We start from the raw sequence: 25,429 nt of genomic DNA on the forward strand, positions 1-25,429 counted from the left end.
CGCGTGTCTTCGGCCATATCGGGTGCGGTCGAAGCCTCATGCGAATTGAACAAAGCGAGCCGATGAGGAGTGACGGTGCAGCCGTTCGAACCTGCAATTCTGGCTACGCATTGGCGAAGAGGTTATATGTACGCAGCGGCCTCTGCTCTGATCGAACACGCATTCGGGACGCGACGGTTACGGCGGATCGAGGCGGATATCGATCCGCGTAACGGGGACTCGGCACGTCTTCTTGAACGGCTGGGATTCGTCCGCGAGGGGCTCGTGCGTGAGCGCTGGGTGGTCGGCGACGAGGTGTCCGACAGCGCGCTGTACGGGCTGCTCGAACGGGATCGTCGTCAACCAGGGTATCGAATCGATCGCGCCGCTGTTGAGGAGTCGACCTGATGCATCGAGACCGGAACCATTGGCGTCGTGACGATAGACTCAATGAGCAGTGGCTTCCGCTGATTCCTTCGCCTGTGCGGTGCCGGCAGCAGCAACCGTTGTGCTGCAGGCCGTGTCGGCGCTCCTGACGGCACCTCAATGGACATTACTTTTTCCCCTACGACTCAGCTCGATGCCGACGCGCTAGTGGCCATTCGCATCGCCGCGATGCGCGAAAGCCTTGAACATATCGGGCGTTTTAATCAGCAGCGCGCGCGCGAACGTTTTCTGGTGTCCTTTGACCCAGCGTTATGCCGTTTTATCAATGCCGATGGCATTCGTGCCGGCTTTGTTCTGATTCGCCCTCAAGAAGGTCACTGGCTCCTCGATCACTTCTACATTCTGCCCGAGCATCAGAGAAAAGGAATTGGCGCAATTGCGCTGAAGCAGATTTTTGCAGATGCCGATGCGCGACACATGCCCATCCGGGTGGGCGCTTTGCGTGACAGTCATTCCAACCGTTTCTATCAGCGACATGGCTTCGTGCAAATCGATGAAGCGGAATGGGATATCTACTACGTGCGCGAACCAGGACCACTCAGGGAAAAGGGGTAAGCGCAACAAAGTGCGAACGCCGATCCAGAAGTCTCCTAGCGACGACGTAGGAAATCGGCGCGTAACAAGGCGAACTGTGAGAGGTCGTGATAGGCGCCACGCCAGTACCCTGCCTGACGTTGATGACCTTCCCGGAGAAAACCCAGCTTCTCCAATAAGCGGATGGAGGGTGCATTTTGAGGGTGAATCTGGGCTTCAACCCGGTTTATCTGCATCGTTTCAAAACCGTATTCGATCGCTGCACGAAGCGCTTCCTGCATATACCCATTGCCGCGAGCAAACGGAGCCAACTCGTAGCCGACAACACAGCTTCGCCAGTTGCGATTCCATCGGAAGAGACCGCAAGTACCGAGGAACGCGCTGTCAGAAGACCTCACGACGGCCCAGCGGACACCGGACCCATGACGCCACCAGTCGGCAAATACCTGAATGAGCTTATCGGCCTCTGCCGGTTCAGTCATCGGATCGGTACCGAACCAGCGCATGTCTTCTGCGTCACCGTGGATGGCAAAAAGCGATGCCGCGTCGTCGGGTGAAGTCTCCCGCAACATCAATCGCGAAGTTGCAAGCGTAGGAAATCGCGGCGTTTTCCGATGATATGCCATGGCTGTCCATCTCCCGAAAAGCGTTCAAGGCATTCCTCACGCGAAGAGCTTATCTCCGGCAACCGGCAACTGCTTTCCCATCTCAAACGCGCGAAGCTCGTAACCCAGCTCCTGGTACAGATCGATCGCCTGTTGATTGAATGCCCAAACCGTCAGTCTCATGTCGCTGGCACCGTTTTTCCGAGCCCACTCCTCCGCGCGGTTCATCAGCTCGGTCGCGACCCCGCGTCCGCGCATCCGCTCCGAAACAGCGACCGAGCCAATGCGACCAAAGATCAACGGTTGCAATAGTGGACTTATCGGCTGCATCAGTTGAACGGTAATAAAGCCGACCGCCGCCGCGCCATGTTCGGCCAGAAACATGGCCCGATCTTCTCCCTGGAGGCTAGAGAGCCAATGCGGCTCGTCGCGAGCAAACTCCGCGGTCGCGCATGCGTAGATATCAGGGCGTGCCTGGTGGTGGATCGTGTTCAGGATCTGCCCCAGTTCGCAGACGGTCAGGATGTCATCGATAGTTGCGCGTCGATAGCTTATCGGCTCGGTCATCTTCTGCTCGTTGCTGGAAAATAAAAAAGGCGCCGTCGGCGCCTTGGTCGTTTGCACATGGAGATGGACCGGTGAGGTCGATTCCCTGCTATGGACGTAACGAACCACGGCGCAATGGTTTGCGGCCGTGATGACAGAGTTGGTTCAAGACGTTACGGAGTTCCATAAAATTTATACTGACACAACAATTCGAAATTGTGAAGCAGGTTGACCAACGAACAGGACGGTTCACTCAATTCTCTCCACAAACTGCGCCCTGTCGAATGGCGCCTCGTATGGTTCCGGCCAGTACTCAAGCACGTGAGCGATCTTTGTCAATCATCCAGCCACCAACGTCGACCGGCTCTTCATGGCCATATGCCCACCCACCAACTAACTGCGCAGTTCTTTCGGCCCCTTACCCGTCCAACGTTTGAGCGCTCGCCGAAAATTTGCAGCATCGCTGAAGCCAAGCAGGGTGGCGATGTCGTTCACGTTCATCCTGGTGGTCTGCAGGTACTCTTGCGCGAGGGAAGATCGGACATCATCCAGAATCGACTGAAAAGAAGTCCCTTCCGCTTCCAGGCGGCGTCGAAGCGTTCGCTTCACCATGTTGAATCTCGCAGCCATTGCATCCATGGAAGGAAAATCACCGGGATGAGTCAGGAAAACCTTATAGATTTCCCCCGATAGTCCGCTCGAAGTCTTTTCTTGCCCGACAAGCCGGTCGCAGGTCTCTTGCAATAACGCGGTTGTCAGCCGGTGGGCCTTCTGCGGTTTCTGATCGAGTATTGCACGGTCGTAGATGAGCTCGCATTGAGGTGCGTCGAACTCACAAGGACAACCAAGATACCTCGCGTATATGTCGGCGTGAGCCGGCGCCGGGTACGAGAAAGTCGCACGCAACGGAGGGCATTCGCGACCCGCAATTTCCTGGAGGTGGGCAACGTTGAGGCTGACCTGTTGTTCGATCAGGAATTCCCATAACCTCGGCGATGGATCAGGGACGATCGCCTCGGCCAGGGTCCACGTCACGGTCTCATCCTGCTCAGTCCATTCGATATTGACGGGCGGCGTGGCCAGGCGGCGGTACTTCACGGCTAACCGAAAGTACTCGCGCAGCGACAAACACGACAGCAACGCGTATCCGTATATCCCATAGGCGGACAGGTGCAAACGGCGCCCTACCTCAAAAGCAGTGGCCGGATCGGTGGCGAGCCTGACGGCGTTCTCGCACACGGTCAGGTATTGACGTACCGACGTGAGTTCGAACGCGTCGTACAGCTTGTCGATGGCGACACCGCTTGCCTTCAAACTCATTTCGGGCGGGACGCCTTGCTCCGCAAGCACCTCCACTACGGCGCCGATCTTGTACGGGGCGTAGATTTGCTCGTTCGGCAATGGAAGTTCTGATCGCACCATCGTCTCCGATTGTCCCTTTTTGACCCCCACGAGTCCCTTAATGACCTTTCGGTGGGCAGGATATCTCACTACCATCACAATCACAAGCCATGGAAAAGCACGCGTTCCCGCGCTTGCACATAAACAAACGATGGAGACAACGTGGATATCACTTCTTCGGTTTTAACGCCGCTTCCCTGCGGTGCATCTTGCCCCCGTGCGGTGATCGGCCATCACCGCATCCTGTCAGTCCCTGACTTTCACAGCGGCACCCGAGGGTTTTGACCGGCGGTATGGCTCATGCCAGACCGTGCTCGCGCTCGAGCAGGCGATTTGATTCCGTTAAGGGGAAATGACATGGTGCAGATGGTGCAGAACGACGCCGAGCGCTCAGGGCGCGGCGTCACTCAATCGGCAAAACAAGGTAGGCGAAACCTATCGGACTGGTTCACGGAGTGGAGTCTCAACTGGATTCCCGACTCTATGGTCTTTGTCGTCGCCCTCACGCTCATCGTCTACGTGATGGCGCTTGGGTTGACGCGGCACGGCCCGTTCGAACTCCTCGACGACTACGCGAAAGGCTTTTGGGTTCTGCTTACGTTCGCGATGCAGTTGACCGTGATGATGATTACCGGTTTCGTCGTGGCGGACTCGAAGCTGGTTAAGGCGGCTATCGTCCGCGTGATAGGCATTACCTCGACCGCGCGCTCAACCTTGATCCTGTTCTGCCTGATTGTCGGCGTCGTAAGCTGGCTACACTGGGCCGCGGGAATCATGGTAGCGATCGTCATGGGGAAGGAAATCGCCGTGCGTAAACGCGGACTGGGTATCCATTATCCGGTTCTGGCGGCTGCGGCGTACACGATGATGCTGTTAATGGCGAACGGGCCATCCCAGTCCGCGCCCCTGCTCGCGGCGACGTCCGGAAATTTTCTGGAAAAGGCGATGGGTGGGCTTATTCCACTCACGCAGACGGCGTTGTCCCCGTTTCTGCTAACTCTTGTCCTGTTTCAACTGGTCACGCTGCCGGTCATATTCGCACTACTGATGCCTCAAAAGGAGCGCGCCGTTGAGATCAGCGATGCGGTGTACGAGGAGTTCACCAGCGCTCCGACCGTCACAAGCTCGACGGAAAACCTGCGCCCCGCCGAGCGGTGGGAGCGTTCGCGTGTTTTGTTGACCATCCTCGGCGTAGGTATCCTGATCTGGTCCGTACGGTTTATTGCGACCATGGGCGCGGCGAAACTGGACCTGAACGTAATCAACTTCATGCTGTTCGGTCTGGGCATGGTGCTTCATGGTTCGCCGCGCAGCTTCACGGAGTCCGTCAAGCATGGTGTCGGCACGACATACGGCGTCATCATCCAGTTTCCGCTCTACGCGGGCATCTTCGGGCTGATAGTCCACTCAGGTCTCTCTGACATCATTACGCACTGGTTCCTGTCCATTTCGACTCAACGAACCTATTCATGGATCGTGCTCATCTACACGACGATCATGGATTTCTTCGTCCCTTCGGGCGGTTCCAAGTTTGCAGTCGAAGCGCCCTACATCATCGCGGCCGGCCAGAAGCTCGGCATTCCCGTCGCGCACGTCGTCAACGCGTACAGCACCGGCGGCCAGCTGGCGAATCTGATTCAACCTTTCTGGGCGTTGCCGTTCATGGCGGCGTTCAAAGTCCGGTTCCAGGACATCCTTCCCTATACGTTCGCCATGTTTCTGTATGCGCTCGTGGTGGGCAGTGTCGCGTTCCTGGTATTTCCACACGGCCTTTAGAAGACGTCCGACACGACGATGCAGCACACACCGGGAAATGACGAGGTTATTCCCCCGACTCAGGTAGTGATGGAGAACGTATGAGAGCAGCAGTGGTAGGCGCAGGGTCACTTGGCACCATCATCGGCGCATTGATCGCGCACGCCGGGAAGCAGATCGATCTGATCGACACCAACCGGGAGCACGTCGAGGCGCTCCGCCGGAACGGCGCGACGATCACAGGGTCCATCGAGTTGAATGTTCCCGTCACCGCGCTTACGCCCGACGAGATGGCGGGTCAGTACGATCTCGTGTTTCTGTTGATCAAACAGACCAGCAACCAGGAGACTCTGACCAGGCTGCTTGCGCACCTTCACGCGAACAGTATTGTCTGCACCTTGCAAAACGGCATACCCGAGCACGCTGTGGCCGGCATCGTCGGTGCGCAGCGTACTGTGGGCGGCGCGGTCGGATTTGGGGCGACCTGGATCAAACCGGGCGTGTCGTCACTCACGTCCAGTTACGACGCGCTGAAAAACTTTGCGTTTGAGGTCGGCGAAATCGACGGGGTGGTCCGGCCGCGCCTTACGCAAGTGCAATCCTATCTCGAGTGCGTGGGTCACACGGACATTCGCACCGATCTTATGGGCATACGCTTTAGCAAGCTCCTGATGAATGCCACGTTCAGCGGCATGTCTGCGGCATTGGGCTGTACGTTCGGCGACGTGCTCAACGACGCCAGGGCGATGACTTGTCTCGCGTTCGTTGCGGACGAGTGCATCAAGGTCGCGCATGCGCACGGCGTGCGTCTTGTCACGATGCAAGGCGAAGACCTCGAAACATTCGAGTTCGACACCGCGGCTGATATCCCCTCAAAAATGCCGTTGTACAACAAGATCTGGGGAGCACACGCGGCGCTGAAGGCCAGCATGTTGCAAGACCTGGAGAAAGGACGCGACACGGAGATTCGCTATATCAACGGACTCGTGTGTGAAAAAGGACGGGAGCGTGGAATAGCGACACCGTTCAACGACCAGATTGTCGAACTGGTGCTCGAGGCGCAGAACAGACGCGGGGTCAATCAGTTTGCCGATCTGAACCGATTTGACGCCCTGCTTGCGGCGCACGCGGCCGGGCTGCCGTATCAGACGGCCTGATGACGCGCGGCCGCGAACGAGGCCCGGTCGATGCCGGGCGTGCAAGACTTCACATGGAATCAGCAGAAAAGGACGGACAATGGCTCGCCAGGACAAAAAAGTCATCATTACTTGCGCTATCACCGGCGCCATCCATACGCCGACCATGTCGGACGCGTTGCCTTATCGTCCAGAAGACATTGCTCGGCAAGCCGTAGAAGCGGCCGAGGCCGGTGCGGCGATTCTCCATCTGCATGCCCGGAATCCGACGAACGGCGCGGTATCGATCGATCCCGATCACTTCATGCAATTTCTCCCCGAAATCAAGGCGTCGACCGATGCCGTGATTAATCTGTCGACGGGAGGCAGCCTCACGAACACGATGGAAGAGCGAATCGCGCCGGCACGCCGCGTGTCGCCCGAAATGTCCTCGTTGAACATGGGAAGCATGAATTTCTCAATGCATCCGCTGGCAGATCGCTACAAAGAGTGGAAGTTTGATTGGGAAGAAGCCTATTTGCGCAACTCGGACTCGTACATCTTCCGTAACACGTTCCGTGATATCGGGTTCACGGCAAAGGAGTTGGGAGAAGCACATGGCGTGAAGTTCGAGCATGAGTGCTACGACGTCGGCCACTTGTACAACCTGAGATTCTGCATGGACATCGGCATGTTCAAACCACCGGTGTTCATCCAGTTCATCTTTGGGATTCTGGGCGGCATCGGCGCTGATCTCGACAATCTTGTTTTCATGAAGCGGACCGCCGACCGCCTGTTCGGCAAGGACTATCGGTGGTCAGTCCTCGGCGCGGGCGGCGCCCAGATGAACTTCGCAACGACGGCGGCCATGATGGGCGGTCACGTCCGTGTCGGGCTCGAAGATTCGTTGCATATTGCGCGCGGCAAGCTCGCCCGTTCCAACGCGGAGCAGGTCATCAAGGTTCGCCGGATACTCGAAGATCTCGGCTACGAGATTGCGACACCCGCCGAGGCGCGCGAGATCCTGGCCCTTAAAGGTAGCGAAAACGTTCGATTCTGAGCCCTGATTCACGAGATTTGGCAGCGCAACGCGGACCGACGATCGTTGTCCACACCGCGATACCGGCTAGTGCCGGTTCACCGCTTTCACCGCCAGCGCGGCCGCCGCGGAGCGCGTCTCCACATGCAGCTTGCCGAACAGATGTTCGAGATGCTTGTTCACCGTGCGCACCGCCATATTGAGAATCTCGCCGATATCGCGATTCGTCTTGCCGCGCGACAGCCACAGCAGCACCTCGGCTTCGCGCGTCGTCAAGCCGAATAGCGCAGCCAGCGCGCCTGTGTGCGCCGTGTCGTCGAATTCCTCGAGAACCAGTATCCACTCGTTGCGCACTGGACTGCCCAGGACGCGCGCCGTGCGGCGCACGCCTTCCGTGTTGGATTCGCACACGGCCCGCGGGTCGCACCCGCGCTCGATCCATGCGGTGAACCACTGCAATAGCGCCGCGGGCAAACGCTGCGGCGCCGGGTCCTGTTCGCCGCCCGCCGCCGCATAGCGCGCGAGCCGTGCGGACGCCAGCGGGTTCTGCCAGCGAATCGTGCCGTCGGCGGCCGCGATCAGCGCCGCGCGCGTGTCGAGACCCAGCACCGCATCCGCATAGCGCTGCGTTCTCGCGCGCTGCACATGAGCGGCGATCCGCGCGCAGACCTCGCTCGGCTTCACGGGTTTCGTCACGTAATCGATGCCGCCAACGCGGAAGCCTTGCACCACATGTTCCGTTTCAGTCAGCGCCGTCATGAAGATAACCGGCAAATGCGCGTGACGGCTGTCGAGTTTGAGCTGTCTGCAAGTCTCGAAGCCGTCCATGCCGGGCATCATCGCATCCATCAGCACGACGTCCGGTGTCACGCGTGCGAGGCACTTCAGCGCCGCTTCGCCGCTCAGCGCCACCAGCACCGCGTAACCGGCCGCCTGCAGCGTATTGGAGAGCAGCGCCAGATTGTCCGGCGTGTCGTCGACGATCAGCACGACGCCACAGTTGCCGGCAAAGTCCGGCGCGGCCATCCCGGCGAGATCAACGTCGTCTTCAGCCATGGGAGTCGGGAGCAAGTAGAGCGAGCCGGCGGCCGAATTCGGCCAGCTCGAAGCGCTGCGCCAGCGTGCGCAGCGTCGCCAGTTCGTGCCGCCATTCGGGCCGGTCCGCAGCGGCCGCGTCGATCTGCTCGACGATCCCCTGGATGTAACCCATCTCGAGCAGCGCCTCGAGGCTGTCGCGCAGCGCACGAGGCAAGTCGTGCCGCGCGGGCGACGCAACCCGTTGCGCCGGTGGTCCGGCAGGCGTTGCATCGACGGTTTCGCCCGCGACGATCCATTCGATCTGCAGCAGTCCCGCCAGTTTCTCGAGCAGCAGCGATACCTGCAGCGGCTTGACCAGATAGTCGTCGCAACCGATCGCCGTGGCACGCTCGCGGTCGTCGGCAAACGCATTCGCGGACAGCAGCATGATCGGCGCCTTGCTCAACTGACTGTCGCGAATCAGCCGGCTGGTTTCGTAGCCGTCCATATCGGGCATCGAGATATCCATGATGATCGCGTCCGCCGTGTGCATGCCGAGCCAGCGCAATGCATCGGGTCCGCTGCCGGCTTCGACCACCGCGAAGCCAAGCGGCGCGAGCAGCTGCGCGACGATCGCGCTCTGCTCCGGCAGATCGTCGACCACCAGCACGGTGCGGCGCGCACCACGATAGCCGCGCACGCCGCTCGCGGCAGCCCGTTGATCCTCCACCGCATGCACCTCTGGCGCGAACAGCTTGACGACGAAGCGCGTGCCGCGGCCGGGTTCGCTGTCGACCTCGAGGCTGCCGCCGAGCGCCTGCGTCAGCAGCCGGCAAATCGTAAGCCCGAGACCCGCACCATGGTCGTGCTCGCGAGCCGCATAGCCGCGTTCGAACGGCATGAAGAGCCGTTCGAGATCGGCGGGCGCGATGCCCGGGCCGGTATCGATGACTTCGAGTGTCACCGTGTCCCAGGCGTGGCTCACGCGTAAGGTGACGGTGCCGTCCGGCGTAAAGCGAATCGCGTTGCCGATCAGGTTGATCAGAATCTGGCGCATGCATTTTTCGTCGGAGCGCACGACGCCCGGCAGGCGACCGACCGTCTGCACGTCGAACGTCAAGGCTTTTTCGGCGGCTTGCGGGCGCATCATCGCCGTCAGATGCGCGATGAAGTCCGGCAGCAGCACTTTCGTCACATTCAACTGCAGCTTGCCCGCCTCGATGCGCGCGACGTCGAGCAGGCCGTCGACGAGCGCAAGCAGATGCTCTCCGCTGCGCTGGATGGTCTGTATCGCGTGATGACGTCCGGCTGGAATGTCGTCTTTCGCCTGCAGCAGCAACTGCGCGTAGCCGAGGATGCTATTGAGCGGTGTGCGCAGTTCGTGGCTCAAGCCCGTCACGTAGCGGCTTTTCGCCTGATTCGCGGACTTCGCGGCCTCGGTGGCCCGCTTGAGCGCCGCGTCGGTTTTCTGGTGCGCGTCGATTTCGAGCATCAGCAGTTCGGCCTGACGCTGCGATTCCTCCTGCGTGACGCGCCGGTTCTCGCGTTCGAGCACGAGCCACCACGCGCCGATGCAGCCGATCAGCGACAGCGCGAAGAAAATCGTCACATAGCTGTGCGCGAGCGTGTGCCACGCGGTCAGATCGAGCGGCGCGAGCGTGCGCGCGCTCTGCGCCCACACCACATAGAGCACGACACCGAGCAGCGCGAGCATCGCCGCCACAAGGCTCAGATAGCGGGCAAGACGCAACGTGGTCGGTCCAGGCGCCGCGCCCGGGAAAAATCGCAGGACGGCCGCGTTCAACTGCGAACCGAAGCGCGCATGCGGCTTGCAACGGTCGTTGCAGCGCGAGTCCAGCGAGCAGCATAGCGAGCAGATCGTGCCGCCGTACGCGGGGCAATGCGCGGTGTCGTCGTATTCGAATTCGTTCTCGCAGATCACGCAGCGCCGCATTGCATCGCCCTCGGGCGGCTCCGCGGTGCGCGCCAGGTAGAAGCGGCCGCGCGTCGCGATCGCAATCAGCGGGGCACTGACGAACGCGACGCCGAACGCGATATAGGACGACATCGCTTGCGCCAGCACGCCGAGCATCCCCAGGTGCGCGAACGCCGCGGCGACCGCGGCGATCAGCATCGCGCCGACCCCGACCGGATTCACGTCATAGAGATGCGCGCGCTTGAACTCGATGTGGCGTGGACTGTAGCCGAGCGGCTTGTTCACGACGAGGTCCGCGAACACTGCGCCGATCCATGCGATCGCGACGTTCGCATAAAGCGACAGCACCTTGCCGATCGCTTCGAACACGCCCATCTCCACCAGCAACAGCGCGATCAGCACGTTGAACACGAGCCACACGACGCGGCCCGGATGGCTGTGCGTGAGGCGCGCGAAAAAGTTCGACCAGGCGAGCGAACCCGCGTACGCATTGGTCACGTTGATCTTCAGCTGCGACACGATCACGAACAGCGTCATCGCCGGCAGCGCCCATGCGGCGAACCCGAGCGGATCGAGCAGTTGATGATAGGCAATCAGATACATCTGCGTGGGATGCGCCGCGGGCCCGACGTCGACCTCGTACTGGATCGCGACGAAAGCGAGGAACGCGCCGCCGAGCATCTTCAACGCGCCAGGCAATATCCAGCCGGGGCCGGCCGAGAGCAGCGCGATCCACCAGCGCCGCCGGTTGTGTTCGGTGAGCGGCGGCAGGAAACGCAAATAGTCGACCTGTTCGCCGATCTGCACGATCAGGGCGAACACCACGGTACACGCCTGGCCGAATGCGATCACGCTGAATGAATGCCCGCCGGGCGCGAGGCCCGAGAAGGTGGTCCAGTCGGCGACCAGCCCCGGGCTGTGCCACAGCACCGCCGCGTAAGGCAGCACGAACAGCACGAGCCATAGCGGCTGCGTCCAGCTCTGCAGACGGTTGATCAGCGTGATGCCGAACATTACCACCGGTATCACCGCGAGCGAGCTGATCACATACGCGATGTCGATCGAAATATGGAAATACAGCTGCAGCGCGAGCGACATGATCGCCGCTTCGAGCGCGAAAAAAATAAACGTAAAGCTCGCGTAAAGCAGCGACGTCAGCGTCGAGCCGATATAGCCGAAGCCCGCGCCGCGCGTGAGCAGATCCATATCGACGCCGTAGCGCGCCGCGTAATAGCTGATCGGCAAGCTCGTCAGAAAGATCAGCACCGACACCGCGGCGATCGCCCACACGGCGTTCGTGAAGCCGTAGTTGATCACGAGCGCGCCGCCGATCGCCTCCAGCGCCAGAAACGACACCGCGCCGATCGCGGTATTGGCGACCCGGAACTCGGACCAGCGCCGGAACGAACGCGGCGTGAAGCGCAGCGCGTAGTCCTCGAGCGTTTCGTCGCCCACCCATGCGTTGTAATCGCGCCGGATCTTGACGATGCGCTGCGTCGTGGACGAAGGCGATGCGGTCTGGTGCACCTGAGCCATAGCGGATGATCCAGTTTAGTGCGCGCACTGGGGCGGGTCGATGCACGGAGCAAATTACGGGCCATTTTTTTTGGCCGATATACGTCAATCGACGTATATCGGCGTCGAAATTGTCTTCCTACATTGCGGCCACATGGCGCCGGATGTCGCCGGCGATTCACCCGCGACGCGGATCACACAAGGAGAACAAAGATGGCCGTAGACGACCGATTCGAAGACCCGGCAAACGACGCCGCCGCCCAACCCGCAGCAGCAGCCGCGGCCGCAAGCGAAGCACCGTCGCCGTTGCGCCGGCGTCTGATCGGCGGTCTCGCCGCTGCGCCGCTGATGGCGCTCGGCATGCCGCGCGTGTCGTTCGCGCAAGGGGCGCCCACCGCGAAGGTCAATACGACCGGCCTCGCGGTCACCGATACGACCGTGACGGTCGGCCAGCTGCACTCGGCGACCGGCACGATGGCGATCTCGGAGACGGGTTCGATCCAGGCGGAGCGTCTTGCGATCGATCAGATCAACGCGATGGGCGGCGTGCTCGGCCGCAAGATCCAGATCATTCAGGAAGACGGCGCATCGGACTGGCCGACTTTCGCGGAGAAATCGAAGAAGCTGCTCGAAAACGACCACGTCGCCGCGGTATTCGGCTGCTGGACGTCGGCTTCGCGTAAGGCCGTGCTGCCGGTGTTCGAGAAGGACAACGGCCTGCTGTACTACCCGACCTTCTACGAAGGGCTCGAGCAGTCGAAGAACGTGTTCTATACCGGCCAGGAGGCGACGCAGCAGATTCTCTGGGCGCTCGACTGGGCGTCGCAGACGAAGAAGGCGAAAACTTACTTCCTGATCGGCTCCGATTACATCTGGCCGCGCACCTCCAACAAGATCGCGCGACGCCATATCGAACAGCACCTGCATGCCAAGGTGGTCGGCGAAGAGTACTACCCGCTCGGCACGACCGAATTCAATTCGCTGATGAACAAGATCAAGCTCGCGCGGCCGGATTGCATCTTCGCCACCGTGGTCGGCGGCTCGAACGTCGCGTTCTACAAGCAGTTGAAGGCCGCCGGCATCACGCCGCAGAAGCAGTTCCTGCTGACGCTGTCGGTCACCGAAGACGAGGTGCTCGGCATCGGCGGCGAGAATTTCGCCGGCTTCTATTCGTCGATGAAATATTTCGAATCGCTCAGCAACGACAACAACAAGAAGTTCGTGTCCGCGTTCAAGGCGAAATACGGTCCGCACGCGGTGATCGGCGACGTCACGCAGGCGGCCTATCTCGGGCCGTGGATCTGGAAGGCCGCGTGCGAGCGCGCGGGCAGCTTCGATGTCGACAAGGTGGTCGCGTCGTCGGCCAACATCGAGTTGAACAACGCGCCGCAGGGCTACGCGAAGGTCGACCCGAACCATCACCTGTGGAGCCGCTCGCTGATCGGCGAAGGCCAGGCCGACGGTCAGTTCAAGGTGGTTGCGCAATCGGATGCGCCGATCAAGCCGGATCCGTTCCCGAAAGGCTACATGTAAGCCGTTTCAGATTGCCGCACAGCAGCGGGCCCGCCCGCCGAACCTGGAGAACTTCGATGTCACCAACCGACATTCTCAACATTACGCTGATGCAGGGTTTCGCCGGCTTGAGCCTGTTCAGCGTGCTGCTGCTGATGGGGCTCGGGCTCGCCGTGATCTTCGGCCAGATGGGCGTAATCAATATGGCGCACGGCGAGTTCATGACGATCGGCGCCTACACCGTGTACCTGTTCTCGCTGTTCGCGCAGAACGTGTGGCATGCGTTCGCGCCGGTGTACTTCTTCTTCGCGATCGCCGCCGCGTTCGCCATTGCGTTCGCGGCCGGATGGCTCGCCGAATGGGCGCTGATCCGGCACCTGTACCGGCGCCCGCTCGATACGCTGCTCGCGACGTGGGGACTGAGCCTCGGCATGCAACAGGTGTTCCGCTCGACGTTCGGCCCGAAGGAAGTGAGCCCGGCGCTGCCCGACTGGCTGATGGGTTCGTGGGAACCGGCGCAGGGCCTCGATATTCCGGTGAGCGGCCTGTTCGTGATGGGTCTCGCCCTGCTGATGACCGGCGGCTTGCTGCTCGCGCTGTACCGCTCGCGCTGGGGGCTGCGGGTGCGGGCCACGGTCGCGAACCGGTCGATGGCGAACGCCGCCGGCATCAACACGAAGCTGACCGACCGCGTGACCTTTGCGATCGGCTGCGGCGTGGCCGGCGTCGCGGGCGCCGCATTTACCGCGATCGGCTCGACCGGCCCGACGAGCGGCTCGCTGTACATCGTCGACTCGTTTCTGGTGGTTACTTTCGGCGGCGCGGCGAGCCTGCTCGGCACAGTCGCCTCCGCCTTCGGCATCGCGCAGACCCAGTCGATCAGCGAATTCTTCCTGTCGGGGTCCACCGCGCGCGTGCTGACGCTGCTGACGGTCGTGATCATCCTGATGTTGCGGCCGCAAGGACTTTTCGCGTCGAAGGTGCGGCGCGCGTGATGCGTGTGGCCGGTCAGCGCACCGGCACGCGAATCGCCATACGAACGGCGCCGGCGTCCGGCGTCCGTTGATCGATCAACCAGTTCGGAGAGACGGACATGGAACCCATGAATCCCCCGGCGGGCGCGGCGACGACCCGCGGCAAAGCGCCGTCCGCGGCTGGCTGGCGCGCGTTCGCCGTGCGCATCGAGGAATCCGGCTACGGCGGCATCGTACTGCTCGCGCTTGTCATCCTGATCGTCTTCCCGCTCGCGCTCGACGCGTTTCGCCTGAATCTGATGGGCAAGTACCTGACCTACGCGTTCGTCGCGATCGGTCTCGTGATCGCGTGGGGCTACGGCGGCGTGCTGAGCCTGGGCCAGGGTGTGTTCTTCGGTCTCGGCGGCTACGCGATGGCGATGTTCCTGAAGCTCGAGGCGTCCGATCCGATCTCGACGAAAACGCAGACTACGCCGGGCATTCCCGACTTCATGGACTGGAACCAGATCACCGCGTTGCCGTTCTGGTGGAAGCCGTTTCATTCGCTGCCGTTCGCGATGCTCGCCGTGCTCGTCGTGCCGACTGCGGTCGCGCTGATCGTCAGTTATCCGATGTTCAAGCGGCGCGTCGGCGGCGTCTACTTCGCGATCATCACGCAGGCGGTGGCGCTGATCCTGTCGGTGCTGATTATCGGCCAGCAGGGTTTGACCGGCGGTGTGAACGGCATCACCGACCTGCGCACGCTGCTCGGCTGGGACATCGGCTCGACGCACGCGAAGCTGGTTCTGTATTTCATCAATGCCGTCCTGCTGCTCGCGGCGCTCATCGGCTGCCGCTGGATCCAGCGCAGCCGGTTCGGCACGCTGCTGCTCGCGATGCGCGACAAGGAAGACCGCGTACGTTTCTCGGGCTACGACGTGGCGATGTTCAAGGTCTTTGCGTTCTGCGTCGCCGCGCTGCTGGCGGCGATCGGCGGCGCCATGTTCACGCTGCAGGTCGGCTTCATGTCGCCATCGTTCGTCGGCATCGTGCCGTCGATCGAAATGGTGATCTATGCGGCGGTCGGCGGTCGCATGTCGCTGGTCGGCGCGGTGTACGGCGCCGTGCTCGTCAATCTCGGCAAGACCTGGTTTTCGGAAAGCTTTCCGAACCTGTGGCTGTACCTGATGGCCGCGATGTTCATCGGCGTCGTCATGGCGTTTCCGAACGGCCTCGCGGGGCTTTACGAGCAGCATGTGCGGGCGCGCTTGCAACGGGCGCTGCGCGGTTCGGCTTACCAACGGAGCGCGGGCGATGAGCAATAGCGACTTTCTGCTGGCGATCGAAGATTTGACCGTGTCGTTCGACGGCTTCAAGGCGATCGATTCGCTGAACCTGTACCTCGAGCGCGGCGAACTGCGCGTCGTAATCGGCCCAAACGGCGCCGGCAAGACGACGCTGCTCGATCTGATCTGCGGCAAGACGCGTGAAACGGCCGGCAGCATCAAGTTCCGCAACGAGGAGATCACGCGCCTTGCGGAATTCCGCCGTGTGCGCAAAGGCATCGGCCGCAAGTTCCAGACGCCGTCGATCTACGAAAACCTGAGCGTCGCGCAGAACCTCGAAGTGTCGTTTCCGCGCGGGCGCAGCGTGTTCGGCGCGCTTGCGTACCGGCGCGACTCGGAGGTCACGGACCGCGTGCAGTCGGTTGCCGAGGAAATCGGCCTTGCCGCGGCGCTCGATCTCGAAGCAGGCCTGCTGTCGCATGGCCAGAAGCAGTGGCTCGAAATCGGCATGCTGCTGATGCAGGCGCCGGAGCTGCTGATGCTCGACGAACCGATCGCGGGCATGAGCGTGCGCGAACGCGAGATCACAGCGGAACTGCTCGACCGCATCTGCCAGAACCGTTCGATGATCGTGATCGAACACGACATGGCATTCGTCGAGCGCATCGCGCACAAGGTGACCGTGATGCACCAGGGAAAAATTCTCGCGGAAGGGCCGATGGCGCAGGTGCAGGCAGACCCGCGCGTGATCGACGTTTATCTCGGCCATTGAAAGGGGGCGCGCATGCTGGAAGTCGACGATCTGGTGGTGAGCTACGGGCAAAGCGAAGTGCTGCACGGCATTGGCTTCAATGTCGCGAACAAGGAGACCGTAGCCGTGATGGGCCGCAACGGCATGGGCAAGACCACGCTGTTCAAGACGCTGATCGGCATTTTGCCGTCGCGCCGGGGCTCGGTGAAGGTGGGCGGCGTGGACGTGACCGGCGAAGAAAGCTATCGCCGCGTCGCGCAGGGCATCGGCTACGTGCCGCAAGGCCGGCAGATTTTTTCCGGGCTGACCGTCGAGGAAAACATTCAGACCGGTCTCGAGAACGCGAACAGCAGACAGGTTCCCGACGACATTTACGCGCTCTTTCCCGTGCTATTCGATATGCGCAAGCGTAAAGGCGGCAACCTGTCCGGCGGACAGCAGCAACAGCTGGCGATCGCGCGCGCGCTCGTGACGAATCCGAAAGTGCTGCTGCTCGACGAGCCGACCGAGGGCATCCAGCCGTCGGTGATCAAGGACATTGCGAAAGCGCTCAACGAAATCCGCAAAACGCGCGACATCGCGATTCTGGTTTCCGAGCAGGTGTTGAGTTTCGCGCTGGACGTGGCGGACCGGCTGTTCGTGATCGAAGGCGGCCGCTTCGTGCATCAGAGCACGCGCGACGCCGGCGATACCGGAAAGATTCGCGAGTACCTGTCCGTGTGAGCATCGCAAACGGGCGCTGCAAACGAGCGGTCCCGAAGTGAACGAATTGCCTGTGGCGGCGCGTGCCGCCGCGCATGTTTGAGCCATTGAAACGAGGAGCGTGTGAGATGCCCGATACCCTGATCAAGGTCGACCTGAACCAGTCCGCCTACGAAAACGAGAACGTCCACAACCGCTGGCACCCGGACATCCCGATGGCCTGCTGGGTGAATCCGGGCGACGACTTCATTCTCGAAACCTACGACTGGACCGGCGGCTTCATCAAGAACGACGACAGCGCCGACGACGTGCGCGACATCGATCTGTCGATCGTGCACTTTCTGTCCGGCCCGGTCGGCGTGCGCGGCGCGGAGCCGGGCGACCTGCTCGTCGTCGACCTGCTCGACGTGGGTGCGCGGCCCGACAGTCAGTGGGGTTTCAACGGCTTCTTTTCGAAGACCAACGGCGGCGGCTTCCTCACCGACCATTTTCCGAACGCACAGAAATCGATCTGGGATTTCCACGGTCTATACACGAGTTCGCGGCACGTGCCGGGCGTCAATTTCGCCGGACTGATCCATCCGGGGCTGATCGGCTGCCTGCCGGACCCGAAGCTGCTCGAAACGTGGAACACGCGCGAAGCGGCGCTGATCGCGACCGAGCCCGAACGCGTTCCGCCGCTCGCGAATCCGCCCTACCCGTCCACCGCGCATATGGGCAAGCTCGCCGGCGACGCGAAAGCCAAGGCGGCCGCAGAGGGCGCGCGCACGGTGCCGCCGCGCGAGCATGGCGGCAATTGCGACATCAAGGATCTGTCGCGCGGCTCGAAGGTGTATTTCCCGGTGTACGTGGATGGCGCGGGCCTGTCGGTGGGCGACCTGCACTTTAGCCAGGGCGACGGCGAGATCACCTTTTGCGGCGCGATCGAGATGGCCGGCTGGGTGCATATGCGCGTCAATCTGATCAAGGGCGGCGTCGAGAAGTACGGCATCCGCAATCCGGTCTTCAAGCCGAGCCCGATCACGCCGAACTACAACGACTACCTGATTTTCGAGGGCATTTCGGTCGACGAGAGCGGCAAACAGCACTACCTCGACGTGCACGTCGCCTACCGGCAGGCCTGCCTGAACGCGATCGAGTACCTGAAGAAGTTCGGCTATTCGGGCGCGCAGGCGTATGCGGTGCTCGGCACGGCGCCGGTGCAGGGGCATATCAGCGGCGTCGTCGATATTCCCAATGCGTGCGCGACGCTGTGGCTGCCGACGCAGATCTTCGATTTCGACATTCGTCCCAATGCCGACGGTCCGATCCGGCACGTGAAAGGCGGTGTCGAGGTGCCGATCTCGTACGACCTGGCGCGTGCCTGAGCATCGTTCGACAGGAGAGACGAGCCATGCCGGTTTACGACTTTCAATGCACGACGTGCGGCCCGTTTGCCGTGATGCGCAGCGTCGCCGCGCGCGATCTTCCTGTGCACTGCCCCGATTGCGGCACGAGTGCGTCGCGCATGATCAGCGCGCCGGCGCTCGCGCTGATGTCGGGCACGCAACGCAACGCGCATGCAACCAACGAGCGGGCCGCACACGAGCCGCGCCATGCGAGCGGCGTGGCAGCGCGTCATCCGTCCGGCTGCGGTTGCTGCAGCGGTTCGCGTATCACCCTCGCCGGCGCAAGCGGCGGCGTGCAGCCGGACGCGCTGAAGAGCCCGGCGAGCGGCCGACGGCCATGGATGATCAGCCATTGACGGGTGCGCGCGGCGCGCCTTGCAAATCCGCTGTTCGCCGCGCACGGCGCACGGCCATCGATCAACAGAACTGAACATGGAGGAGCAGCAATGCGACATGGTGACATTTCAAGCAGCAAGGACAGCGTTGGCGTGGCCGTCGTCAATTACAAGATGCCGCGGCTGCATACGAAGGCCGAGGTGCTCGATAACGCGCGCAAGATCGCGGACATGGTGGTCGGCATGAAGCAGGGCCTGCCCGGCATGGATCTCGTGATTTTTCCGGAGTATTCGACGCACGGCATCATGTACGACCGCGAAGAGATGCTCGAGACAGCGTCCGTCATTCCCGGCGCGGAGACTGAAGTGTTCAGCGCCGCGTGCCGCAAGGCCAATGTGTGGGGCGTTTTCTCGTTGACCGGCGAGCGCCACGAAGCGCATCCGGACAAAGTGCCGTACAACACGCTGGTGCTGATCGACAACCATGGCGAGATTGTGCAGAAGTATCGCAAGATCATGCCGTGGACGCCGATCGAGGGTTGGTATCCGGGCGATCGCACGTATGTCTCCGAAGGGCCGAAGGGACTGAAGATCAGCCTGATCATTTGCGACGACGGCAACTACCCGGAGATCTGGCGCGATTGCGCGATGCAGGGCGCCGAGCTGATCGTGCGCTGTCAGGGCTATATGTACCCGGCGAAAGAACAGCAGGTGATGGTCGCGAAGACGATGGCGTGGATGAACAACACCTACGTTGCCGTTGCGAACGCAACGGGCTGGGACGGCGTGTACTCGTATTTCGGGCATTCGGCCATTGTCGGTTTCGACGGGCGCACGCTCGGTGAATGCGGCGAGGAGGAAATGGGCGTGCAGTACGCGGAACTGTCGCTGAGCCTGATTCGCGACGCGCGGCGCACGATGCAATCGCAGAATCACCTGTACAAGCTACTGCACCGGGGCTATACGGGAACCATTAATTCCGGCGACGGCATGCACGGGGTCGCGACATGTCCATTCGGGTTCTACCACCAATGGATCAACGATCCCGAAGCGGCGCGCAAGGTTGCCGAGGCGATCACGCGCACGACACCGGGTACGCCTGAATGTCCGATCGAAGGCATCCCCACCGATTCAGATCATTGAAGGTGACGGTGCGGGCTCTGAGCGATGGGTCCAACCGGCGCACTTGGCCCTTCACGCAGGAACGGCGCGCAGTACGTCAGTGAGCCGGAACGCTGAACTCAAGCGCCGTGACCGCAAACGAAGGCCTTTGGCGTTCTGCAATTCATCGCGCGGCGCTCTCAAGCGTCGCATCGATCACGCGCCGCAATTCCTCAGCCGATGGAATCGCGGAAAACGTGCCCGGCCGCCCGACCGTGATTGCCGCGGCCAGTTGCGCGCATTCGATCGCGCGTAGCAGCGGCGCGGCCTCGACATGCGATGTATAGAGCGCGGCCAGCACGCCGCAGAACACATCGCCTGCGCCCGACGTATCGACGGCGACGACCGACGCGGCCGGCATGCGAACCCGCTCGTCGCCGCGCGCGAGCAGCACGCCGCGCGCACCGAGCGTGACGATCACCCATTGCGGACCTTGCGCGAGCAGACGCGACGCACCGAGCGCCGGATCGTCGACGCCGGCGATTGCGCAAATCTCGCCCTCGTTGGCGATTACGCCTTCGCATGACGCAAGCGCCGATGCATCGGGCCAGCACCACGGCGCCGCGTTGACGATAACCGCGGCACCAAGCCCGCGCGCATGGTCGATCAAGGCCCGGCTGTTCTCCAGCGACAGATTGCCCTGCATCAGCAGGGTATCCGCCGCCGTGATGTCGGCGATCTGCGCGACGAGCGCCGCCGCGCCCAATGCGCGCGTGCACCCTGCCGTCGTGATAATCGAGTTTTCGCCGTTGCGCGTGACCGTGAGTACCGAGAGATCGGTCGGTAGCGCATGTCGCACAAGGCGTAGCGCATCCATGCCCTCCTCGTCGAGACGCGCGGCGATATCCGCGCCTTCGCCATCGTCGCCGATGCTCGCGTGAAAAACGACCGCCGCGCCCGCGCGATGCGCGGCCACCGCCTGATTCAATCCCTTGCCGCCCGGCGCGCGCTGCATGCCGTCGGCGAGAATCGATTCGCCCGCGCGGGCCGGGCGCTCGACCGTCAAGGTCAGATCGGACACCGCGTTGCCGACCACGAACAGCCGGTTCGCCACGCTCATGCGCGTGCCTTCACGGCTTCTTTCATAAACGTCGCGACGCGGTCGCGGTCGACCGGGTTCCACCACACGCCGTCCTGTTTCAGGAAGCTCGCGACGATCACCGCATCGGCCACGGTAAACAGCTCGCCGACATTCGATGGATTGACGCCCGAGCCGATCACGACCGGCAACGATGTGCCTTGCGCAATCGCGCGCAGCTCGTCCATCGTCGCGGAATCGCCGGTGCGCTGACCGGTGACGATCGCCGCGTCGGCATCGAAGAATTCGACATCGCGCGCAAGTTCCGCGAGCGACCGGTCGGCCGTGATCGCATGTGCGCCATGTTTGACATGCACGTCGGCGAACACCTGAATGTCCTGCGCGCGCAACCGGGCGCGATAGCGCGTGGCGAGCGCCGCCGGCCCTTCGATAAATCCTTCGTTCGCGACATACGCATTGGCCCACTGATTGACGCGCACGAAGGTCGCGCCAGCCGCCTTTGCCACCGCGAGCGCCTGTACCGCGCCATTCGCGAGCACGTTGATGCCGACCGGCAGGCCGACCGCGCGGCGCACCGCATCGGCAACGACCGCCATCGACGCGGCAGTCTCGGGCCCGAGGTCCTCGGGCTTCGAAAACGGAATGTCGCCATGGTTTTCGACGACGAGGCCGTCAAGGTTGAACTGCGCGTAGACCTTCGCTTCGCTCACGGCAAAATCGACAATCTCGCCGATCGGTTGCCCCTCGTAACGCGGCGCGCCCGGCAGCGGCAAACAATGGATCATGCCGAGCACGGCCTTACGCTTGCCGAACAGGGTTTCGATGGCGTTGGGCTTGGTCCTGAAGACCGGTTTGCTTTCAGTGTTCATCGCTTCTTACCTATAGCGTCGAGTGCGTCAAGCGTCATAAGCCGCGCTGTGAAAATCGATTTCGAGCGCAAGCACCTTGCGAAAGATCGCGCTGCTGCGCTCGAAGTCGAAGCGTTGCGCGGACCATCCATCCACCTGCGCCCTGAGCCATTGCACCTGGCCAAGGAAGGTCGGCTCCGCATGCAATGCGACCCATTCGCGCACAAACGGGTTACTGGCCGGTGTCCGGTTGGCACGCGTGCACCAGGTGCCGTACATCCATTCGGCCGCGAGCATCGATACGACGACCTCCTCATAGCTACCGTTTCGCGCGATATCAAGCATGCCCGAATCGAATGCGCGCACGGCGGCCGGCAACGGCACGTCGTCGTACGAAGGCGGCAGATCGAGCGCGGCCAGCGTGCGCTCGAAGTACGGCACCTGCTCGGTCGACAGCGCATGCAGCACGCCGATCAACCAGTGCTTGTGTGCGATCGTATCGGCCTTCACCAACGCATAGCCGAAGATCGCCATTGCCGTTTCGACGAAGCGTCCTTCATACGACAGATACCGTGCGAATGCGTCGGGCGGCAGCCTGTCGCGTTCAATATCGACCACGAAGCGGTGTTCCTGCATCGCCTGCCACACCTCGGTCGCGGACGCGAGCAGGCGCTCCGAATGGGTTTGCTGCGAGTGGGGTGTCGTCATCTGGTTGAATGCCTTATTTCTTTGCTGACTTGTAGCGGCCGAACACGCGTGTGTTCAGCCAGATCGCGCCAAGGATGATCGCGCCCGTGATGATCTGCGTGAAGAACGGCGAGATATGCATCAGGATCAGCCCGTTGCCGATCACGGCAATCGTCAGCGAGCCGAGAACCGTGCCGACGATCGTCGCGCGTCCGCCCATCAGCGATGTGCCGCCGAGCACCACGGCCGCGATCACGTCGAGCTCGAAACCAACGGCCGCATTCGACGAACCCGAACCGAGACGCGAGGCGAGAATCAGGCCGGCCGCCGCGGAGGCGAGCCCGGTCAGCAGAAACACCGAAGCCTTGATGCGCAGGGTCGGCATGCCGGCCCGCCGCGCCGCTTCCGCATTCGAGCCGACTGCGATAACGCGCCGGCCGTAACGCCCGCGATTCAGGTACACATAGCCCACCACCGATACCACTACCGCAATCAGCGCCGGCACCGGAATATCGAACAGCGTGCCCGTGCCGATGAAGTCGAAGCCCGTGCCGGGATCGATCGCGACCGAAAAGCCTTTGGTCGAATACAGCGCGACGCCGCGCAAGGTCGTCATGGCAGCGAGCGTCACGATAAAAGACGGGATCGCCTGGCTCGCCGAAATCCAGCCTTGCAGCCAGCCAAGCGCCCCGCCGAGCGCGAGCGTGACCAGCACCGCGACGGGCCACGGCACGCCATGCTGAATCAGGATCGCCACCAGCGCGTTGGTCAGCGCGGCCATCGAGCCGACCGACAGGTCGATGCCGCCCGTCGTGATGACGAAGGTCATCGCGATCCCGACTACGAGGATCGGCGCAAGCTGCCGCAAGATATTCAGCGCATTGCTCGTGGTGAAGAAATTCGCGCTGCCCAGCGAAAAGAACACACAGCAGCCGACGAAAAATGCCGCTATTGACAGCACTTGGGCATGCGCGGCGAAGTAGTCGCGCGAGCGCGATCCGAGTTCGCGCTCGGTGTAAGGCGTGGTGCTCATCCGTGCCTCCTTCCGACAATCAGCTGAACCAGGTCTTCGAGCGTCGTTTCTTCAAGCCGGCGTTCGGCGATCTTGGTCCCTTCGTACATCACCGCGATGCGGTCGCAAACGCGAAACAGGTCCTGCAGCCGGTGCGTAATCAGCACCACGGCCACGCCCTGCGCCTTGACGCGGTTGATCAGTTCGAGCACCGCTTCCACTTCCGCCACGGCGAGCGCCGAGGTGGGCTCGTCCATGATCAGCACGCGCGGCGAAAACGATGCGGCGCGCGCGATTGCAATCGACTGACGCTGCCCGCCCGACAACTGCTCCACCGTGTTGTTCAGATTCGGAATGCGAATCTTGAGCCGATCGAGCAGCGTGCGCGCTTCGGCCACCATGCGCTTGCGCTGCAGCATGCCGCCCTTGCAGATCTCGCGGCCGAGAAACAGGTTACCGGCCACGTCGACCGTATCGCACAGGCTCAGGTCCTGATAGACCATTTCGATGTGGCGGGCGCGTGCATCGGCCGGACCGGTGAAGCGCACCTCGTTGCCCTCGACGAAAATTGCGCCGTCATCGGGCAGGTAGGTGCCCGCCATTACCTTGGTCAAGGTCGATTTGCCGGCGGCGTTATCGCCGATCAGACCCAGGCATTCGCCCGGATACAGATCGAGATCGACGCCGCGCAGCGCCGGAAACGAACCGAAGCTTTTGCGGATGCCCTTCAATGCGAGCACCGGCGCACGGGATGGCGCGGCGTGCGCTGCAGCGGGCGGCTGCGAGGGAGTGAGCGGGTTCATCGTCGGGTTTGTCGCTATGGTTGCCATTGCGTTTTCGCTACTTGGCCGCGAACTGGCTGCGATAAGCGCCGACGTTCGCTTTGGTGACGATCGTGAGCGGCGTCGCCACCACGGCCTGCACCGGCTTGCCCTGATGCGCGTTGTTGAGCGCATCGACCGATGCACGGCCCATGGCGGACGGATCCTGTTGCACGACGCCGAGCACCACGCCGCGTTCGATGCCGCGAATCACCTCGGGCGCGAGATCCCAGCCGACCACCTTGACCTTGCCCGCGCGGCCCTGCGCCTGCACTGCCGCGATTGCACCGAGCATGGCGGGCTCGCCGGTCGCGTAGATCGCGTCGAGATCCGGGTTCGCGGTCAGCAGGTTTTCAGCCGCCGACAACGCCACGTCCTGCGTATTCTGGCCATCGACGACACCGACGATCTTCACCTTCGGATTGGCCGCGAGCGCATCGACAAAACCCTTCTGACGCGTGTTCTGGATTACCGAACTGAGGGCGCCAACCACGCCGACCTGCGCGCTGCCGTGCAGATTCTTCTGCACGTAGTCGAGGAAATGCGTGGCCATCTGTTTCGCGCCGACCACGTTGTCGACACCGACCTGCGCCTTCTGCGGTCCGGGCGGCAGCACCGCATCGACGCCGACCACCGGAATGCCCGCCGTGCTTGCGTTGCGCAGCGCGCCGCGTACCGCATTCACGTCGATCGCATCGATCGCGATACCGTCCACCTTCTGCTGGATATAGTCGTCGATCGCGTTCACCTGCGCCGACGATGCATCGTTCGCATTGAAGACGACGAGTTTCGCGCCGAGTTTCTTCGCTTCCTCTTCGGCGCCGCTGCGCATCTGGTTGAAGAACACAGCTTGCTGGTTGATCAGAATGAGCGCGTACGTCGGGGGCTCGGCGGCCTGTGCGCGCGCAACGAGGCCAAACGGCAAAGCGCAACACAGGATCGCAATACGTAATGCCTTGTTCATGGACTTCTCCAGAGAAGGTTGGACAAGCGGTTCGATCGGTTTAAACAGGTTTAAGCAGGTTCAAGCAAATGAAGCGGACTA

At 62.2% G+C, this 25,429-nt stretch carries 23 protein-coding genes and 1 pseudogene; 13 read left to right on the forward strand and 11 right to left on the reverse strand.

The window, feature by feature from the left end; translation table 11 throughout:
* Nucleotides 1-108 precede the first annotated feature (108 nt).
* Both ACYPXD_RS09700 and ACYPXD_RS09705 read left to right on the forward strand, forming a co-directional pair.
* Nucleotides 109-387: pseudogene (locus ACYPXD_RS09700) on the forward strand (GNAT family N-acetyltransferase); the annotation flags it as partial.
* Between the two features lie 138 nt (nucleotides 388-525).
* Complete coding sequence (locus tag ACYPXD_RS09705) at nucleotides 526-981, forward strand: GNAT family N-acetyltransferase (RefSeq protein WP_459710234.1); 456 nt, start codon at nucleotides 526-528, stop codon at nucleotides 979-981.
* A 35-nt stretch (nucleotides 982-1,016) separates the two neighbouring features.
* On the opposite strand, the gene ACYPXD_RS09710 is transcribed toward ACYPXD_RS09705, so the two are convergent.
* The 3 genes from ACYPXD_RS09710 to ACYPXD_RS09720 form a co-directional block, all read right to left on the reverse strand.
* Complete coding sequence (locus ACYPXD_RS09710) at nucleotides 1,017-1,586, reverse strand: GNAT family N-acetyltransferase (protein ID WP_459710237.1); 570 nt, start codon at nucleotides 1,584-1,586, stop codon at nucleotides 1,017-1,019.
* A gap of 36 nt (nucleotides 1,587-1,622) precedes the next feature.
* The gene (locus tag ACYPXD_RS09715; protein ID WP_459710239.1) at nucleotides 1,623-2,189 is read right to left on the reverse strand and encodes a GNAT family N-acetyltransferase; all 567 of its coding nucleotides are present in this window, start codon (nucleotides 2,187-2,189) and stop codon (nucleotides 1,623-1,625) included.
* 315 nt (nucleotides 2,190-2,504) lie between these two features.
* Nucleotides 2,505-3,530: an AraC family transcriptional regulator gene (locus tag ACYPXD_RS09720; protein ID WP_459711419.1), complete on the reverse strand. Its 1,026-nt coding sequence runs from the start codon at nucleotides 3,528-3,530 to the stop codon at nucleotides 2,505-2,507.
* A gap of 339 nt (nucleotides 3,531-3,869) precedes the next feature.
* On the opposite strand from ACYPXD_RS09720, the gene ACYPXD_RS09725 reads away from it, so the two are divergent.
* The 3 genes from ACYPXD_RS09725 (at nucleotide 3,870) to ACYPXD_RS09735 (ending at nucleotide 7,442) form a co-directional block, all read left to right on the forward strand.
* Complete coding sequence (locus tag ACYPXD_RS09725; protein WP_459710241.1) at nucleotides 3,870-5,288, forward strand: short-chain fatty acid transporter; 1,419 nt, start codon at nucleotides 3,870-3,872, stop codon at nucleotides 5,286-5,288.
* 80 nt (nucleotides 5,289-5,368) lie between these two features.
* The gene (locus ACYPXD_RS09730; RefSeq protein ID WP_459710243.1) at nucleotides 5,369-6,424 is read left to right on the forward strand and encodes a ketopantoate reductase family protein; all 1,056 of its coding nucleotides are present in this window, start codon (nucleotides 5,369-5,371) and stop codon (nucleotides 6,422-6,424) included.
* Between the two features lie 79 nt (nucleotides 6,425-6,503).
* Nucleotides 6,504-7,442, forward strand: a complete 939-nt coding sequence (locus ACYPXD_RS09735) for a beta-keto acid cleavage family enzyme (RefSeq protein ID WP_459710245.1) — start codon at nucleotides 6,504-6,506, stop codon at nucleotides 7,440-7,442.
* A 66-nt stretch (nucleotides 7,443-7,508) separates the two neighbouring features.
* On the opposite strand, the gene ACYPXD_RS09740 is transcribed toward ACYPXD_RS09735, so the two are convergent.
* Together ACYPXD_RS09740 and ACYPXD_RS09745 are read right to left on the reverse strand one after the other, a co-directional pair.
* Entirely contained in the window at nucleotides 7,509-8,447 is a 939-nt protein-coding gene (locus ACYPXD_RS09740) for a response regulator (RefSeq protein WP_459711421.1), read from the reverse strand.
* A gap of 22 nt (nucleotides 8,448-8,469) precedes the next feature.
* Nucleotides 8,470-11,910, reverse strand: coding sequence for a hybrid sensor histidine kinase/response regulator (locus ACYPXD_RS09745; RefSeq protein ID WP_459710248.1), 3,441 nt, complete (start codon nucleotides 11,908-11,910; stop codon nucleotides 8,470-8,472).
* Nucleotides 11,911-12,102: 192 nt separating this feature from the next.
* On the opposite strand from ACYPXD_RS09745, the gene urtA reads away from it, so the two are divergent.
* The 8 genes from urtA (at nucleotide 12,103) to ACYPXD_RS09785 (ending at nucleotide 19,959) form a co-directional block, all read left to right on the forward strand.
* Nucleotides 12,103-13,422, forward strand: coding sequence for an urea ABC transporter substrate-binding protein (gene urtA, locus ACYPXD_RS09750; protein ID WP_459710250.1), 1,320 nt, complete (start codon nucleotides 12,103-12,105; stop codon nucleotides 13,420-13,422).
* Nucleotides 13,423-13,478: 56 nt separating this feature from the next.
* Complete coding sequence (gene urtB / locus ACYPXD_RS09755) at nucleotides 13,479-14,396, forward strand: urea ABC transporter permease subunit UrtB (RefSeq protein WP_459710252.1); 918 nt, start codon at nucleotides 13,479-13,481, stop codon at nucleotides 14,394-14,396.
* Between the two features lie 98 nt (nucleotides 14,397-14,494).
* Nucleotides 14,495-15,679, forward strand: a complete 1,185-nt coding sequence (gene urtC, locus ACYPXD_RS09760; protein ID WP_459710255.1) for an urea ABC transporter permease subunit UrtC — start codon at nucleotides 14,495-14,497, stop codon at nucleotides 15,677-15,679.
* Entirely contained in the window at nucleotides 15,669-16,412 is a 744-nt protein-coding gene (urtD, locus tag ACYPXD_RS09765) for an urea ABC transporter ATP-binding protein UrtD (protein WP_459710256.1), read from the forward strand. The genes urtC and urtD overlap by 11 nt, the downstream gene beginning before the upstream one ends.
* 12 nt (nucleotides 16,413-16,424) lie before the next feature.
* Complete coding sequence (gene urtE, locus ACYPXD_RS09770) at nucleotides 16,425-17,114, forward strand: urea ABC transporter ATP-binding subunit UrtE (RefSeq protein ID WP_459710258.1); 690 nt, start codon at nucleotides 16,425-16,427, stop codon at nucleotides 17,112-17,114.
* Nucleotides 17,115-17,221: 107 nt separating this feature from the next.
* Entirely contained in the window at nucleotides 17,222-18,460 is a 1,239-nt protein-coding gene (gene fmdA / locus ACYPXD_RS09775) for a formamidase (RefSeq protein WP_459710260.1), read from the forward strand.
* A gap of 26 nt (nucleotides 18,461-18,486) precedes the next feature.
* Nucleotides 18,487-18,837: an FmdB family zinc ribbon protein gene (locus tag ACYPXD_RS09780; protein WP_459710263.1), complete on the forward strand. Its 351-nt coding sequence runs from the start codon at nucleotides 18,487-18,489 to the stop codon at nucleotides 18,835-18,837.
* 90 nt (nucleotides 18,838-18,927) lie between these two features.
* Entirely contained in the window at nucleotides 18,928-19,959 is a 1,032-nt protein-coding gene (locus ACYPXD_RS09785; protein ID WP_459710265.1) for an aliphatic amidase, read from the forward strand.
* Between the two features lie 142 nt (nucleotides 19,960-20,101).
* Here the strand turns inward: ACYPXD_RS09785 and ACYPXD_RS09790 are convergent, their stop codons facing one another.
* Genes ACYPXD_RS09790 through ACYPXD_RS09815 form a run of 6 tightly spaced genes read right to left on the reverse strand, consistent with a single transcriptional unit; the run spans nucleotide 20,102 to nucleotide 25,348 of the window.
* On the reverse strand, nucleotides 20,102-21,037 hold the full coding sequence (locus ACYPXD_RS09790; protein ID WP_459710269.1) for a PfkB family carbohydrate kinase: 936 nt from the start codon (nucleotides 21,035-21,037) through the stop codon (nucleotides 20,102-20,104).
* Nucleotides 21,034-21,885, reverse strand: coding sequence for a BtpA/SgcQ family protein (locus ACYPXD_RS09795; RefSeq protein WP_459710271.1), 852 nt, complete (start codon nucleotides 21,883-21,885; stop codon nucleotides 21,034-21,036). Before ACYPXD_RS09795 ends, ACYPXD_RS09790 begins: the two co-directional genes overlap by 4 nt.
* Nucleotides 21,886-21,912: 27 nt before the next feature.
* Nucleotides 21,913-22,572: a TenA family protein gene (locus tag ACYPXD_RS09800; protein WP_459710273.1), complete on the reverse strand. Its 660-nt coding sequence runs from the start codon at nucleotides 22,570-22,572 to the stop codon at nucleotides 21,913-21,915.
* Between the two features lie 13 nt (nucleotides 22,573-22,585).
* Nucleotides 22,586-23,584 carry an ABC transporter permease gene (locus tag ACYPXD_RS09805; RefSeq protein ID WP_459710276.1) on the reverse strand — a complete coding sequence of 333 codons (999 nt, stop codon included), beginning with the start codon at nucleotides 23,582-23,584 and terminating at the stop codon, nucleotides 22,586-22,588.
* The gene (locus ACYPXD_RS09810) at nucleotides 23,581-24,393 is read right to left on the reverse strand and encodes an ATP-binding cassette domain-containing protein (RefSeq protein ID WP_459710278.1); all 813 of its coding nucleotides are present in this window, start codon (nucleotides 24,391-24,393) and stop codon (nucleotides 23,581-23,583) included. Before ACYPXD_RS09810 ends, ACYPXD_RS09805 begins: the two co-directional genes overlap by 4 nt.
* Before the next feature lie 10 nt (nucleotides 24,394-24,403).
* Nucleotides 24,404-25,348, reverse strand: a complete 945-nt coding sequence (locus ACYPXD_RS09815) for an ABC transporter substrate-binding protein (protein ID WP_459710280.1) — start codon at nucleotides 25,346-25,348, stop codon at nucleotides 24,404-24,406.
* Nucleotides 25,349-25,429: the final 81 nt, after the last annotated feature.

Source organism: Paraburkholderia sp. 2C (genome assembly GCF_054589215.1).